General features: G+C 59.9%; 14 protein-coding genes and 1 tRNA gene. 9 read left to right on the forward strand and 6 right to left on the reverse strand.

Going from position 1 to position 15,454, the window contains the following annotated elements; all coding sequences use genetic code 11:
- Window positions 1–46 precede the first annotated feature (46 nt).
- The 8 genes from ACM561_RS07515 (at window position 47) to ACM561_RS07550 (ending at window position 6,041) form a co-directional block, all read left to right on the forward strand.
- Window positions 47–586: a ubiquinol-cytochrome C chaperone family protein gene (locus ACM561_RS07515; protein WP_425909151.1), complete on the forward strand. Its 540-nt coding sequence runs from the start codon at window positions 47–49 to the stop codon at window positions 584–586.
- A gap of 34 nt (window positions 587–620) precedes the next feature.
- Entirely contained in the window at window positions 621–1,184 is a 564-nt protein-coding gene (locus ACM561_RS07520) for a YceD family protein (protein WP_425909153.1), read from the forward strand.
- 241 nt (window positions 1,185–1,425) lie between these two features.
- A complete protein-coding gene (gene plsX / locus ACM561_RS07525) occupies window positions 1,426–2,487 on the forward strand; it encodes a phosphate acyltransferase PlsX (protein ID WP_425909155.1) in 1,062 nt (353 codons plus the stop codon).
- Entirely contained in the window at window positions 2,484–3,461 is a 978-nt protein-coding gene (locus ACM561_RS07530) for a beta-ketoacyl-ACP synthase III (protein ID WP_425909157.1), read from the forward strand. Before plsX ends, ACM561_RS07530 begins: the two co-directional genes overlap by 4 nt.
- A gap of 129 nt (window positions 3,462–3,590) precedes the next feature.
- Window positions 3,591–3,911 (forward strand): integration host factor subunit alpha, encoded by a 321-nt coding sequence (locus ACM561_RS07535; RefSeq protein ID WP_079446363.1) that lies wholly within the window; start codon window positions 3,591–3,593, stop codon window positions 3,909–3,911.
- Between the two features lie 37 nt (window positions 3,912–3,948).
- Window positions 3,949–4,545 carry a MerR family transcriptional regulator gene (locus ACM561_RS07540; RefSeq protein ID WP_425909159.1) on the forward strand — a complete coding sequence of 199 codons (597 nt, stop codon included), beginning with the start codon at window positions 3,949–3,951 and terminating at the stop codon, window positions 4,543–4,545.
- Between the two features lie 81 nt (window positions 4,546–4,626).
- Window positions 4,627–4,704 (forward strand) — tRNA-Pro (locus ACM561_RS07545).
- A gap of 155 nt (window positions 4,705–4,859) precedes the next feature.
- Window positions 4,860–6,041, forward strand: coding sequence for a saccharopine dehydrogenase family protein (locus ACM561_RS07550; RefSeq protein ID WP_425909161.1), 1,182 nt, complete (start codon window positions 4,860–4,862; stop codon window positions 6,039–6,041).
- Window positions 6,042–6,235: 194 nt separating this feature from the next.
- On the opposite strand, the gene ACM561_RS07555 is transcribed toward ACM561_RS07550, so the two are convergent.
- From ACM561_RS07555 to ACM561_RS07575, 5 genes are all read right to left on the reverse strand, one after another.
- Window positions 6,236–6,730: a hypothetical protein gene (locus tag ACM561_RS07555; protein ID WP_425909162.1), complete on the reverse strand. Its 495-nt coding sequence runs from the start codon at window positions 6,728–6,730 to the stop codon at window positions 6,236–6,238.
- Window positions 6,731–6,860: 130 nt separating this feature from the next.
- Window positions 6,861–8,126, reverse strand: a complete 1,266-nt coding sequence (locus tag ACM561_RS07560; protein WP_425909163.1) for an O-antigen ligase family protein — start codon at window positions 8,124–8,126, stop codon at window positions 6,861–6,863.
- A gap of 33 nt (window positions 8,127–8,159) precedes the next feature.
- Entirely contained in the window at window positions 8,160–9,692 is a 1,533-nt protein-coding gene (locus ACM561_RS07565; RefSeq protein WP_425909165.1) for an undecaprenyl-phosphate glucose phosphotransferase, read from the reverse strand.
- A gap of 107 nt (window positions 9,693–9,799) precedes the next feature.
- Window positions 9,800–10,939, reverse strand: coding sequence for a glycosyltransferase (locus ACM561_RS07570; protein ID WP_425909167.1), 1,140 nt, complete (start codon window positions 10,937–10,939; stop codon window positions 9,800–9,802).
- 3 nt (window positions 10,940–10,942) lie between these two features.
- Complete coding sequence (locus ACM561_RS07575) at window positions 10,943–11,650, reverse strand: polysaccharide biosynthesis/export family protein (RefSeq protein ID WP_425909168.1); 708 nt, start codon at window positions 11,648–11,650, stop codon at window positions 10,943–10,945.
- Window positions 11,651–11,916: 266 nt separating this feature from the next.
- Between ACM561_RS07575 and ACM561_RS07580 the strand changes: the two genes are divergently transcribed.
- On the forward strand, window positions 11,917–14,082 hold the full coding sequence (locus ACM561_RS07580) for a GumC family protein (protein ID WP_425909170.1): 2,166 nt from the start codon (window positions 11,917–11,919) through the stop codon (window positions 14,080–14,082).
- A 23-nt stretch (window positions 14,083–14,105) separates the two neighbouring features.
- Here the strand turns inward: ACM561_RS07580 and ACM561_RS07585 are convergent, their stop codons facing one another.
- Window positions 14,106–15,299, reverse strand: a complete 1,194-nt coding sequence (locus tag ACM561_RS07585; RefSeq protein ID WP_425909172.1) for a GNAT family N-acetyltransferase — start codon at window positions 15,297–15,299, stop codon at window positions 14,106–14,108.
- Between the last annotated feature and the right edge of the window lie 155 nt (window positions 15,300–15,454).

Genomic DNA, 15,454 nt, shown 5'->3' on the forward strand with positions numbered 1-15,454 from the left:
CTGATTGCAACAACGGACCCCCTGCGGGCAGTCTTTCGGTACCCACATGCGCTGGCCGTTCAATCGGTTCAAAAAACAGTTCCCCGCGCCGCCGCGGCGCACCATTGAAGCGATCTATGGCACGATCGTGGCGCAAGCGCGAGAGCCCTTGTTTTATCAGGCGTATGGAGTGCCGGACTCCGTGAATGGCCGCTTCGATCTGGTCCTGCTGCATTTGTGGATGGTCCTTCGGCAACTGAGGTCGGGGCCTGACGAGGCTCTTCCGCAGGCCCTGTTCGATCATTTTTGCAGCGACATGGACGCCAACCTGCGCGAGATGGGCGTTGGCGATCTGAGCGTTCCGAAGCGCATGCAAGCCTTCGGAGAAGCCTTTTATGGTCGCTCGGCCGCCTACGATCGAGCCCTGGCCGAGGGCCCCGAGCCGCTGGCGCAGGCGCTCGACAAGAATATCTATAGTGGCGGGAACATCGAAAGTGCGCGACGGCTCGCCGCCTATACGGCGGACGCGATCGCCGCGCTCGCTTGTGGTGATCACGCGACGTCGACGGGAGACTTGCAGTTTCCGGACCCCGCACAACGGAAATGAAAGAGCAGGCATGATCGCCAAGGACAGGTCGGATATGGCCCCAAATCCGTGGAGCTTGCGGATCGCGGTTGCGCAGATTCCGGAAACCGGCCTTCATCGTGATGTCGAGGCCGATCAGAATGTGCGTATGGCATTGGCGAAGACCGCCGGCGTGCGCGACATCGAGTTCGCTCGGGCATCGTTCGATCTAACTCCGGGGCGCGACGACAGCGTGCATGTGCAGGGCAGGGTATCGGCGCGTGTCGGACAGACCTGCGTGGTGTCTCTCGATCCGATTGAAAACGATATCGTCGAGGAGGTCGACCTCATCTTTGTGCCGGAAAGTCAGGTTCGCGAGTTCGCCGCGCCCGTCAATGATGACGACGGTGTCACGGAGATTCCGGATTCCCCCGAACCCATCATTAATGGTGTCATTGACCTCGGGCGCCTCGCGACCGACGTCTTGTTTCTGGGAATCGATCCGTATCCGCGGAAATCCGATGCCGTTTTTGTCGCGCCCGCGAGCGCGACGGATCCTGAGGATCATCCCTTCGCTGCTCTGAAGAAGCTGAAAATCGATCCGAGCTTGCCCGGCAAGAAGAAACCGGCGCGCGATTAAGGACGGAACTCTGAATGTAATTTATAGAAAATCAAAGCAACAACATTGAAAATAAGTAGTTTTATCTAATTCCTGATATCTTGTTTTAACTTGCAAAACTGCAGGAATCGGGGTTTCGGATATTGTATCGAGGCGGGGACACGTTATTGTCGCGGCCGCGCCGGATAAAGCACCGCGCGCTGCCGTCCGTGTTTGGCCGCGCGTCTCAAGACTTCAAAAGATCAGGGTTTCCGGGACTTCCATGCCGAAAAAGGTTCGAATCGCGCTTGACGCCATGGGGGGCGACATCGGCGCATCGGTGGTCATTCCGGGCGCTGCGATTTTCCTGAACCGTCACGCCGACACCGAATTTCTGCTTTACGGCGACAACGCTCTGATCGAAGCGCAACTCGCTGCATACCCTGCGGTGAGGGCGGTATCCCGGGTCATCCACACCGATGTCGCCGTCGGCATGCACGAAAAGCCAAGCCAGGCGCTGCGTCGCGGCCGCAAGACCTCGTCGATGTGGCTTGCGATCGATGCGGTGAAGAAAGGCGAGGCCGACGTTGCGGTGTCCGCCGGCAATACTGGCGCGTTGATGGCGATGGCGCGATTCAATCTGCGGACGCTGCCCGGCATCGATCGCCCCGCGATCGCGGCGATATGGCCAACCATGCGCGGCGATTCCGTGGTGCTTGATCTCGGCGCCACGATCGGAGGCGATGCGCACCATCTGATGACACTTGCGATCATGGGCAGCGCCATGGCGCGCGTTCTATTCGACCTGGAACGGCCGACGGTCGGCCTCCTCAATATCGGCGTCGAGGAAATTAAGGGCGGGGAGGAGATTCGGGAAGCTGCGGAACTGCTGCGGGCGATGGAACTGCCGCAGCTCGAATTCATCGGCTTTGTTGAAGGCGACGGGATCGGCAAGGGGGTGGCGGACGTTATCGTGACGGAGGGCTTCAGCGGCAATATCGCGCTGAAGGCTGCCGAGGGAACGGCGCGGCAGATCAGCGAATTCTTGCGGGCGGCTCTGTCGCGAACATGGGCTTCAAAGCTCGGCTATCTTCTTGCCCGGGGCGCGTTCAAGGCGCTCAAGGAAAAGCTGGACCCGAACAGATCCAATGGCGGCGTGTTCCTCGGACTTAACGGAATCGTGGTCAAGAGTCATGGTGGAACCGACGCCGAGGGCTTTGCTTACGCGGTCGACGTTGGCTATGAGATGGTCCGTTACGATCTCCTGACCAAGATCAATCAAACGCTCAATCGCCACGGCCACACCCTTGCTTCGGCGTCGGCAGTGCAGGAGGCTATCTCTTGACTGCGATACGTTCGGTCGTGCTCGGCTGCGGCTCCTATCTGCCACAAAGGGTGCTGACCAATGCTGAACTGGCCACCAAGGTTGATACCTCGGACGAGTGGATCGTCCAGCGGACTGGTATTCGCGAGCGCCACATTGCCGCGGAAGGGGAGTTCACGTCACATCTCGCCATCCATGCGGCGAATGCCGCGCTGGCTCATGCCGGCATCGATGCGCAGTCGATCGACCTGATCGTGCTGGCGACGTCGACGCCGGACCATACGTTTCCGGCGACGGCGGTCGCGGTTCAGAACGGGCTCGGCATTGCTCACGGTGCCGCCTTCGATCTTCAGGCCGTCTGTTCCGGGTTCGTGTTTGCGTTGGCCACCGCCGACAATTTCCTTCGTTCTGGCGCGTTCAAGCGCGCGCTGGTGATCGGCGCGGAAACTTTCTCGCGAATTCTGGATTGGACCGATCGCGGAACCTGCGTTCTGTTCGGCGACGGGGCCGGCGCGGTCGTGCTGGAAGCTCGGGAGCAGCCCGGCAAGCCCTCGGATCGCGGTATTCTGACGACGCATCTGCGCTCGGACGGCCGTCATCAATCAAAACTTTATGTCGATGGCGGGCCATCCTCGACCCGGACCGTGGGCTATCTGCGGATGGAAGGCCGTGAGGTGTTCAAGCACGCCGTCGGCATGATTACAGACGTCATTGTCGATGCATTCAATGCGTCCGGCACGAGCGCGGACGACATCAACTGGTTCGTTCCACATCAGGCCAACAAGCGAATCATCGATGCGTCGGCTCATAAGCTGCATATCGCGCCGGAAAAAGTCGTCCTGACCGTCGATCGCCACGGCAACACCTCCGCTGCATCTATTCCGCTGGCATTGTCGGTCGCGGTCGCAGACGGACGCATCAAAAGCGGCGATCTGGTTTTGCTCGAGGCGATGGGAGGTGGCTTTACCTGGGGCTCGGCCCTTGTGCGATGGTAGGACTTGAATCAAAGCCGTCGTCCAGATGCCGTCATCTATCATGCGAAAGCATCATGTGATAGGTTGACCCTGGGCCGTTAAACTCTTAATTTCAGTTACAAATTGTTCGCCGGGAGCTTGGGGCAGGCGATGACCGAAACCGGAAAAACAGTCACGCGCGTTGACCTCTGCGAAGCAGTCTACAAAAAAGTAGGACTGTCGCGCACCGAGTCGTCTGCGTTTGTCGAACTCGTTCTCAAGGAGATCACCGACTGCCTGGAGAAGGGCGAGACGGTGAAGTTGTCATCCTTTGGATCGTTCATGGTGCGCAAGAAAGGCCAGCGTATCGGCCGCAATCCCAAGACCGGCACCGAGGTGCCGATCTCTCCGCGTCGCGTGATGGTCTTCAAGCCGTCGGCTATTCTGAAACAGCGGATCAACAGCAACGGCGCCGGCGCCAAAACTGACTAAACCGGCGTTCGGCGCACGATTGGCAGAGGAGCGAGCCTTGAACAAGGCACCGGATGCTTTTCGGACGATTAGCGAGGTCGCCGACGATCTCGATATCCCCCAGCATGTCCTGCGGTTCTGGGAAACCCGGTTCTCGCAGATCAAGCCGATGAAGCGCAGTGGCGGCCGGCGCTACTATCGTCCGGACGATGTCGATCTGCTTCGCGGCATTCGCCATCTGTTGTACAGCGAGGGTTACACCATCCGCGGCGTGCAACGGATTCTGAAAGAGCACGGCATCAAATCAGTGCAGAGCCTGACCGAGGGGTCGTCTGCCGCGGCTTTCGGCGCGATCGAGGACGATATCCGCAACACTCTCGGCGCAGTCGATGAGGAGGACGAGTCCGGCTACGAGACCGAGGACACAGACGACGACGAGGATGTCGACGACAGTTCGTCTCGCGCGCGAGAGCCGGGTGTGCATAAGCCGCTACGGCACGATCTCGACGACGTGCTCTGGTCCGGTCCCGACAGTGGTGCGATTCCGGGCGTGGGCGCCACCGCGATCGAGCTTACAAAACTAAAGGATGTGTTGGCTGAACTTGTTGCCTGCAGGCAACTATTGGACGACGCACTCAGCGAGGGTGAGCCGTAGCTTTTGTTGACGCATTTTCTTTATAAGACCCCGTATCACTTCGCTTGAAAACGCTATAATGGAAACGTGGCCGTAACGGCACGGAGCGTAGCGCAGCCCGGTTAGCGCACTAGTCTGGGAGACTAGGGGTCGGAGGTTCAAATCCTCTCGCTCCGACCACCATTTATAGCGTTTTCTTCACGCGAAGCGGCATCGTCCTCGGGTACACTTGAAGACCGGCTTTCGTTCGAACCGCTATATCGAGCATGATCTTAGCCGAATCCGGTTTTCACCCTTCAGAATCATGCTTTAAGCAGGACATTTTCGGGAAGGCCATGACATCGTCGTCAGCGGAGTTCGATATCATTGTCTACGGCGCAAGCGGGTTCACCGGCCGGCTCGTCGCGGAATACCTTGCTGCCAAATATGGCGGTGGCGATCTGAAGTGGGCCATCGCGGGACGCGACCTCGACAAGCTGGCGTCGGTACGCGAAGCCATCGGCGCGCCCCGCGATCTCCCGCTGATCGCCGCGGACGCCGAAAACCCCGCGTCACTCAGGACCATGGCTGGCCGGACGGCCTCGGTGCTAAGTACAGTCGGACCTTATCAGCTCTACGGTTCCGGTCTCGTCGCCGCCTGCGCGGCGAGCGGCACAGACTATCTTGACCTCTGCGGCGAGCCGATCTGGATGCGGCAGATGATCGACGCGCACGAGGCGGAGGCGCGCAGGAGCGGTGCGCGGATTGTGTTCTCCTGCGGGTACGATTCGCTGCCGTTCGAACTCGGCGTGTTCTTTCTTCAGCAGGCTGCAAAGCAGAGGTTCGGATCGAGCGTCGCGCGCGTCAAGGGTCGCGTACGTAAGATGAAGGGCACGTTTTCAGGCGGTACCGCGGCGAGCATGAAGGCGATTTTCGCCGCCGCCGCCAACGATCCAAGTCTGTTGCCGAAACTGCGCGATCCTTTCGTGCTGACGCCAGGGTTTGAGGGGCCGAAGCAGCCGCCGGGTAACAAGCCGTTGTTCGATGAGGATCTGGGGGTGTGGGTGGCGCCGTTCGTGATGGCCAACATCAACACCCGCAACGTGCATCGGTCGAATTTCCTGCTCGGGTTTCCGTACGGCAAGGATTTCGTCTACGACGAAATGGTGGTCGCGGGGCCGAAGGAGACCGGCGAGGCGACCGCAAAAGCCATCATTGCCGCCAACAACAAACTCGGCGCGCAGGGTGGCCCCAAACCGGGCGAGGGACCGTCGAAGGAAGAGCGCGAGAACGGCCATTACGATCTTCTCTTCCTCGGCATCGGCTCCGACGGGCGGCAATTGAAGGCGGTCGTGACCGGTGATCGCGATCCCGGCTACGGATCGACTTCCAAGATGATCGCGGAATGCGCAATCTGTCTGCGAAGCGACGCAGCAGACATCGCCGGCGGCTTTTGGACGCCGGGTGCTGCGATGAAGGAGGCCTTGATTAAACGGCTCGTCGACCGCGCGGGGCTGACGTTCGGGGTCGAGCCGTAACCTCACATCGCTCTGGCACTCGGGAAGCTCCGAGCCACAAATTTTGTGGTCGCAGAGCGCAGGACCTAAAACCAGCAACAGAGTCCTGCTCGCGAACACATAAAACAGTTTGAGTTAGTAAGCGAACCCCGCCTTTTCCGACCAACACCAAGAGATGACCGCGTCAGGGTTTCCGGTGGCGTCCGGATCAGTATTCAAACCAGCGCGTCCTCAACGCCGGCCTTGAATCGGATCACGGCAAGCACCGTGACAATGCCAAAGAACAGCAGCACCCCCGCCTGCGCGGCAAGGAAAGCAGGCTCGGTTTGTGTCGGTGCGTAGGCGTTGACGAAGGGTATCTTGAGGAACGCCTGCACCACTCCGACGAAGGCAAGCAGATAAACCGATAGCACCATCGCCGCCGCATACACCCAGCGCCATCCGCCTCGATAATGAAAGACGAAACGTGCGAGGAGAAGCGCAGCGAGGATGATCGCGGCAACGATGCCTGTGGCGAACGCCGGTGTGACAACGCTGAACGGGAACATGAAACCCGTAACGGTGGTTAGAACCGCGGTGATGATGAACCAATTCGTCCAACCCGATGTCCGCCGACCGTCGAACAAATTGAGAATGGTCGGAATTCCGAGGAACAGCGCGATGAGACTGATAGCCGTATGAATGAAGGTGAGCGCAACGACATACGACATGGATTACCTCCAGTGTGACGTTACCTGACCAAGGATAACACCACATTTCATGTGGTGGCTAGGCTGGACGGGAGCGAAGCGGCCGGCAAAACCCGTGTCGGAGATTTCCGATCGTACGGCCCCGGTGCGCTTATTGCAGCGCTTGTCGAAGGGAAGGCTGCCGGTCGCCGGCCATGTACTGGTGGGTTGCCGCGAACATGCCCCACATCATGCCGAGCATCAGCCAGAAATGGCGCCAGTGGTCGGTGTCGATCACAAAGCTCTCGCCGACGGTTCCCAGAAATGCCGTGAAGACGGCAAGATAAGTGCGTTGCCAGGGAACCCGGACGAAAATGTATCGAAAGCCCAAGATGACGGTGATGAAGATCAATACCGGATAGCAAATTCCGGAGATCCACCCGCCCGACATGAAAGCGTTCAGATACGAGTTGTGAGTGTCTTCCGGAAAGAACCGCGTGAACTGCAGCGGGCCGATTCCGAGCGGTAGGTCCAGCGCCATCTGGAAGCCGAGAATGTGCCGGCCGAAGCGGCCAAAACGACCCTCGTCGTAGCTCTGGTCGAAACTCGCACGTTCCTTGAACAGGCTTTCGACCGAATCGAGAGACAGCAGAATTGCCAGCAGCAGTGCAATCGCAGCGGCTGCGATCACCGCGGTCACAACCAGCCGCGACCGCTGTTTTCTTGATGGGCTGGTCAGGAACATCAGGACCAGCATCACAGCCGACGTGAGCACGAACTGGCCCCAGGCAGCGCGTGAAAAGGCCAACAGCAACGCAAGACTCATGATCCCGAGCGCAATCGCGCTGCGAGCAGCCTTTCCGAACCGATCCGAGACGACGCTTTGCAGCACGAACAATGCTGGCAAGATCAGGAACGCGGACAACACGTTCGGATCCTTGAAGGTACCTCGCGCGCGACCATAAAGGGTCAGCACGTCATGTTCGCCTGGCACCAGATGAAAATAGCCTGCGACACCAGCTACCGACGCGACAACCGCGCCGACGATCAGGCCACGCCGCATCAGGTCAAGCCGCGCCTCGGTATCTTCCGAGAAAACCAGCGCGAAGAAGATGACCGTCACCGCCATGTACCACGATGTCATGATCCAATTCACGATCGGAGTCTTGTCCATCAGGTGTATGGCGCAGATCGTGTAGCCGATATTGATGAGAAAGAGCAGCATGAGCAGGGGAACGAAGGCGAGCCGCATTCGTAAGCCGGTTGCGAAGAACACGACCATTGCCGCCAGAGTCGCAAACTCGTAGGGGCTGGGTTCGATGTAAACGATCGCGCCGCCAGCTCCCACTGCCCACAACAGCGCGCGTTGGAGCGCGGCAACGCCCGGTGCTTGCGTCGGTGACCGGAGCCAACTGTCAACTGCTGCAGGATACGCCATTACACTTTCGCAAACTCAACGTACCAAGCCGGATCAATAAGCGTTTTCGGATTTCAACAGCGCCAGCGGCGTCTTGAACAGGATATAAAGATCGAGCAGCACCGACCAGTTCTCGATGTAGTAGAGGTCAAACTCGACACGCTTCTGGATCTTTTCCTCGTTGTCGATCTCGCCGCGCCAGCCATTGATCTGCGCCCATCCCGTGATGCCCGGCTTCACGCGGTGACGCGCGAAATAGCCGTCAACGGCCTCATCGAACAGCCGCGTTTGCAATTTGCCCTGTACGGCATGGGGGCGTGGTCCAACAAGGGAGAGGTTGCCCTTGAAGACGACGTTGAAGAGTTGCGGCAATTCGTCCAGGCTGGTTTTGCGGATGAATCGTCCGACCCGGGTGACGCGACTGTCGTTCTTGGTCACGACCTTCGTAGCCATGGGATCGGCCTGGTCGTGAAACAACGAGCGGAATTTGAGGACTTCGATTCTCTCGTTGTTGAAGCCGAAGCGTTTCTGACGAAAGAGCACAGGGCCAGGACTATCCAACTTGATCGCGAGTGCGACCAGCACCATCACTGGCGAGGTGAGTAGCAAAATGAAACCACCTATGACCTTATCGAACAGCCATTTCATCACCATATCCCAGTCGGTGATCGGGGCCTCGAAGACGTCAAGCATCGGAATCGCGCCGAGAAAGGAATAGGCGCGGGGGCGAAAGCGCAGTTGGTTTGTATGCGCTGATAATCTGATATCAACCGGGAGCACCCACAGCTTCTTCAACATCGCGAGGATTCGCGTTTCCGCCGAGATCGGGAGCGCGAACAGCACGAGATCGAGCCGGGTACGCCGCGCGAATTCAAGCACGTCGTCGACCTTGCCAAGCTTGGGACTACCGGCACAGGTGTCGAGCGCGCGCGAGTCGTTACGGTCATCGAACACGCCCAGAATCTCGATGTCGGAGTCTTCCTGCGCTCGCAACGCGTTGATCAGATTTTCTCCGTTTATGTCCGCGCCGATGATGACGGTGCGGCGTTCCAGTCGGCCGTCGCGTGCCCAGCGGCGGATCATGGTGCGCAGCAGAAGCCGCCCGGCAATGAGGCCGGCGAGACCAACAAGGAAAAACTCGACCAGCCAGAGGCGCGAGACGGAACCGCCGAGCTTGACGAAGAACGAGGCGCAAATGAACAACAGGAAAACGAACGCCCAGGATGAACTCATCCGCGTTATCTGCCGCAACTGGCTACGAAAAACCTGGATGTCGTAGATGTCCGCAGCCTGGAAACACACGACCGCGGTGGCGGACATTGCGAGGATTGATGCGATGAAGCTCCAGCTAAAGCCGTCGATGCGAGCTACGTATCCGAGGTAAAGCGCGATGCCGATCAGGCTCAGCAGCAAGAAATCTGCGGCACGAACGATGCCGGTGATGATGATGGGTGAATAGGCCGGCCTTACCTTTTGATTGGTGACGGCAAGCGCCGCCGGTGACAGCCGTCGCCGACGCTCCACAGGTATCCCAAAGCCGCCGCTCGCTGCTGAATCGATCCTCGAGCGAGCGTTGAAAAGGTCCATGTCCTCAAGTCCACATCACGCCGCACGCCAGCAAGCGTTTTCAGAGCGACTTAAGGACTAAATCGGGAAGATTTGGTTTCGCGCAACTCCCGGCATTTCAGAAATGGTTAACGTCTCGCAAACGTCTCACGGTAACCCGCCATAACGCCCTCGACCATCGCATTCTGTGAGAAATGCATGAGGATGCGCTCGCGTAACGATGTTGCGCGCGCGGCGGCGGCCGCAGGGTCATTCAATGCGGCCTCTATGGCATCCGCCAAGGCGGTGACGACGCCGGGGGTGAACAGTGCGTCGGTGTACGAGTCGAAAATTTCCGGGATGCCGCCGACGTTCGCCGCGATCATGGGAATACCCGCTGCAGCTGCTTCGATCACGACGTATGGCATGGAGTCGCCGCGCGACGGCACGATCAGCAATCGGCCTTTCGAGAATCCGTAGCGAGCCTTGACGTGTCCAATGAAGCGGACCGTCTCCCCAAGATTGAGGCGCTCGACCTGGGCTTTCAGCGCTCCTGTTTCCTCGCCGTCGCCTGCGAGCGTGAGCGTGAGCGTGAGGCGTCTACCGCTTTCCCGCAAACGCGCCACTGCGTCGATCAGTAGGTCGGCACCCTTGATATGTCGGAACTCGCCGACATAGACAATATCGGTCGCATCGTCGGCTAGCATAACGGGTTCAAATTCGCCGGCCGTTACGCCGTTGAACACGCATTTCACCAGTCCAGCCGGGATGCCGACGATCCGCTGATAGGTATTTCGCGCGAATGCGCTCTCGAACAGAAACAGATCGGTGCGGTTCATCAGCGCGCGTTCGAGGCGGCTGTAAAACATTCCCTTCATTGTCGTCGATGGGAAGTGCAGGGACCCGCCGTGCGGTGTGTAGACGCGGATTGTGTCTTTCGATGAGCCCTTAAGCCGAACGAAGGCGCCGGCCTTGGCGCCGTGTCCGTGGAGGACATTTGGCTTCAACTTCCGCATCAGCGCGGCGAACTGCGTCCACGCAAACAGGTCGCTAGGATGGGGGTTCCGGCGGATCGGAATACGGTGGATACCGAGTTTCATTCGCGGGGCGATCTCTGCGAAAGCTGCAGCTGCGCGCTCGCCGCCGGTGAGGCTGTCGGCGACGATGCCGACGAGATGTCCACGATCGGCCTGTCCGTTTGCAACATCGAGAATATGCCGAATGATCCCGCCCACCGGCGCGCGAACGGCATGAAGGATGCGGAGCGGTCGATCGGGTGGCTCCGTCATGCCTCAGAACCAGCGTTCGTCGACGAGGACGGTGTCGCCGGGGCTGAGCGGCGTGGCGGTGGGGACGCTGATGCGGACGGTTCCGCGGGCATCGGTGTGGGTGACGATGACGAGGTCGCGTCTGGCGCGGGGCGAGAAGCCGCCGGCGATGGCGACGGCGCTTTCGACGGTCATGTTGGGCACGAACGGATATTGGCCGGGAGCCGCCACCTCGCCGAGAATGAAGAACGGCCGGTAGGCCTCGACCTCGGCGGCGACATAGGGCTGGCGGATGTAGCCGTTGCGCAGCCGTGCGGCGATGGCGGCGGACAGTTCAGCTGGCGTACGGCCGCGCGCGGTGACGGCGCCGATCAGCGGCATGGTGATGCTGCCGCCGGCACCGACCAGATAGGTGTTGGTGAGGCCCTCCTGGCCGTAGACCACGATGCGCAGCCGGTCGCCGGCATCGAGCCGGTAGGCGGGATCGTGCACAACCGGCGGCGGCGCGGCAGCGTAGACAACGGGCGTAGCGGCGATAGCTGGCGTGTCCCACAGACCCGGCGTGTTCCATAGGCGAGGGCCGGCCGGCGGCGGCGCGGACGCCATCCGTCCTCCATAGGCCAGCGCATCGAGAGCATCATGCGGACGGACCATCGCCGTCGGCTGCCGCATGCATCCCGACAACGCCAGCGCGGTTAGCAGGTACAAAGTGACGGCGCGCACGTTTCGCATCGGGCATCCATGAAATATCCAAATCCACTAAAGGCTTTTGTGGTTAATAAAGGCTTTTGTGGTTAATAAACCGTAATCGAAGGCGTCGCGACGCACCCGGTGGAACCCGCTTGGCAGGCGGAGTTAACTCGGCAGAAACTATAATCGACTGTAATCGTCCCGTTCGGCTGAGTGGTCCTATTCAAGGCTCCAACATTTGCCTCCGGTTCAGTGGGCGAGTGTCAGATTCACCCGAAAGCGCTCTAAGCGTCCAGCGGGAGTAAGCAATGCGGTTTGCGTTCTGGCGTGCTGTCAAGAACACGATGTTGGATCTGGAGACTAAATCCGGGGCGATATCTTCGCCAGGTCCGGCGGCGTCCGAAACCTTGCCGAACCCGGAGTCCGGTGACCTTGATCTGCGCTCGATCTGGCGGGTGCTGCTGCGCAAAAAGCGCTTGATCATCATCCCAACGCTTCTCGCCTTCGGGCTTTCGCTTCTTATCGTCAATCTGATCACACCCAGATACAAGTCCGAAGCCCGCATCCTGATCGATGGGCGCGAGAACGTTTTTTTACGCCCGACCGGGGAACGTAACGAAGAGCGCAACGCGCTCGATCCGGAAGCTGTCGCCAGCCAGGTGCAACTGGTGCTGTCACGCGATCTTGCCCGCGAGGTCATCAAAAAGAACAAGCTCGCGGAGAATCCGGAGTTCGACCCGGTGTTGCGCGGCGTGTCGCCGATCAAGTCGCTGCTTGCGCTGTTCGGAATCGGCCGCGACCCGCTTCGGATGACACCGGAAGAGCGCGTGCTGGAATCCTACTACGACCGACTGACCGCCTACGCCGTCGATAAATCCCGCGTGATCGTCATTGAATTCCAATCGCACGATCCGGAGCTCGCAGCCCGCATCGCGAATTCCATCGCGGACGGATATCTCGTCTTGCAACTGAACGCGCGTCAGGAGCAGGCGAAGGCTGCAGGTCAATGGTTGTCCGGCGAAATCGACAATTTGCGCAAGAAGGTCGCCGACGCCGAGTCGCGGGTGGAGGAATTCCGGTCTAAATCCAGCCTTTTCATCGGCACCAACAACACTTCGCTGTCGAACCAGCAACTGGGTGAAATCAATACCCAACTGAACAATGCGCGTGCGCTGAAGTCTGACGCGGAATCGAAATCGCGACTGATCCGCGGGATGCTTCAGACCGGCAAATCGATCGAAGCCTCGGAAGTTCTCAATTCGGAACTGATCCGCCGCCTTTCGGAACAGCGCGTGACGCTGCGCGCGCAACTGGCGGAGCAGTCGTCGACCCTGCTCGACCGGCATCCGCGGATCAGGGAACTGAAGGCCCAGCTTGCGGATCTCGATCGTCAGTTGCGCGAGGAGGCGGACAAGATCTCGCGGTCGCTGGAAAACGACGCTCGCATTGCCAGCGGCCGGGTCGAGAGTCTCAGCACTAGTCTCGATCAGTTGAAGAAGCTGGCGACATCTTCCAACGGGGACGATGTCAAGCTGCGTGCGCTGGAGCGCGAAGCCAAGGCGCAGCGTGACCTGCTGGAATCGTATCTCGCAAAATACCGCGAAGCTACCACGCGAGAAAACATCGATGCGGCACCGTCCGATGGCCGCGTTATCTCGCGGGCCATCGTCTCAAACACGCCGGCTTACCCGAAGAAGCTGCCAATCGTCCTGATCGCCACGCTGGCGACCCTGATGCTGGCCGCCGGCACTATCGCGACTGGCGAGCTGCTGCGCATCACTTCTCCGCGGAATCTGGCAGCAGTTAACTCCGGCCTAGCGTTGCCTGCTGCGCCGGGGATACGCGAGTTCCGCTTTGATCCCGCGCCGGCAGCGGACCTGGCAGAGATCGATCATCTCGCGAATGACCTGCGAGCGGCAGGCCAAGCGGCGCACAGAATCACGGTTATGGGTACCGGCGAGAACGAGAGCATCATGCTCGCGGCGCTCGCGCTCGCGCGCCTGTTAACCAATAGTGCAAAGGTAGTCCTGGTCGACCTTTCTCCGTCATCGTCGGCGTTGACGGCGACTTCGGTCGATCCGGCGGCGCCTGGATTGGCTGACCTGATGCTGGGCGAGACGTCTTTCGGACAGGTGATCACCCGCGACCGGCTCTCGCCGCTCCATCTTGTCGGCGCGGGGCGTTCTGATGCCGATCGCTCGCTGCTGCAATCGCCGCGCCTTGCAATTGCGCTCGATGCTCTGTTGGGCGTCTACGATCACGTGCTGCTCGTCGTGGGCACTGCTACTGACCTCCCGGCGAAACTCCTGACGGAGCAGGCGCGCGCGATCGTCGTTCCCGACCCGTCGATGAACGCGGATGCGCGGATGCGGATGAGTAGCCAACTCAAGGCTATTGGCTTTACGACAGTGACGATGCTTGATCCGGTATCACTACGCTCGGACACTCAGCTCGGTCCTCGCGAGGCGGCTTGATCGGTCGCCGGCGCGGGGGGGTGTCAGCGATGCATTATACCGCGTAACATCTCGGCCGACCGCTTCAGCGCCGGCGTCTGCTTCACGAAGCGTTTGGCACGGGCCAGCGACGACATGCCAATGGCAGCCATTCTGCCGCGTGTGGTGAGCGGCAGGTAGCTGTCGAAGATTGGCTCGTCGCTTTTGCAGAACAGGCGCTTGTAGTCGTCCGATCCGATTCCGAGGTCGAGCGAGGTGTAGCCGCGCCCAGCATAATGATCGATGATATCGCGCATCAGGATCAGGCCGGGACTGTAGCGGGCGCTTTCCGACATCGTGTAGGTGTTGAACATCATCGAGAAGCGGTGTCCGTCTGCGACGCCAGCGAAGATCGCGATCACCTCGGCATCGCATTCGAGGCCATGGACCTCGATGGCGCGCCCGCCATCCGTCAGCGGTGTCAGGCAAGCCGCGCGCAGGAAACTCTCGACGCCTGCCTCGGCGAACACGTTCGGAAGCTTCTGCGCGGCCATTCGCAGCGGCTTGATTGCGAAGAACGCATCACAGATCCGTTTAATCTCGGTGTCCGTCGACGCCATACAATAGCGATAGCCGGGCAGTGTTTCGAGCTTGCGTTCCTTGCCTTTGAGCCGGCGTCGAAATGAGTTGCTGATGCGCGCCGACGGCGGCGCTCCCGGCGAAAATCTTGTCAACGGACAGCCGTTGGCAGAGGGCTGGCTCGGCAAGAGCGCCATTGGATTTTGCAGATCGCGCCAGTGCCGCGGCTGCCGCGTGAACGCCAGCACGTCGATTTTGATTGGAAGCTCGCCGATTCCTCGAACCAGCGCATCGAGATCCGCACGCGTGGCGGAGGCCGCGAAATCCCGCTGCCAGAGCGCCATATTGAAAGTCGTGTGCTTGCCGCCCATGAACCGTGCGACACGAACGCCACTTTCCATGCTCAATACGAGCGGGAGCAGCAGGAGTGGTTGTCGCTGAGCGTCGGAGGCGACGATAATGCTGGGTAGAAGTTGCTCGTCGGTTCCGACGTGTCGCTGCCAGGCAGATAGGAAGTCGAATCGCTGATAGGGCGTCGAAAACTGCGACACCTCGAGATTACGCCAGATCGGCTCGGCTTCGCGTAGATCCTGGAGGATTTCGAGATGCGCGATACGCCGTTCGCCTGATCGTGGCTGTGACTTCGCGGTCGGACTTTCGATCAGAGCCGCCATGGTCATTGCCGAGCCTGTTATCAATTTTTTGTTAGCTTCTGGTCTGGGCGGACTTTCGCACAAGAGGTGTCAATAAAGAGTAATGACCATGAGCGACGAGAAGGCGGTTCCCGAAGGCATTCGCGTCGAAGGCGACGGATCGAAGACCCGGACCGCAGGCT

Origin of the sequence: Nitrobacter sp. TKz-YC02, assembly GCF_049852135.1 — a bacterium.
Classification (GTDB): domain Bacteria; phylum Pseudomonadota; class Alphaproteobacteria; order Rhizobiales; family Xanthobacteraceae; genus Nitrobacter; species Nitrobacter vulgaris.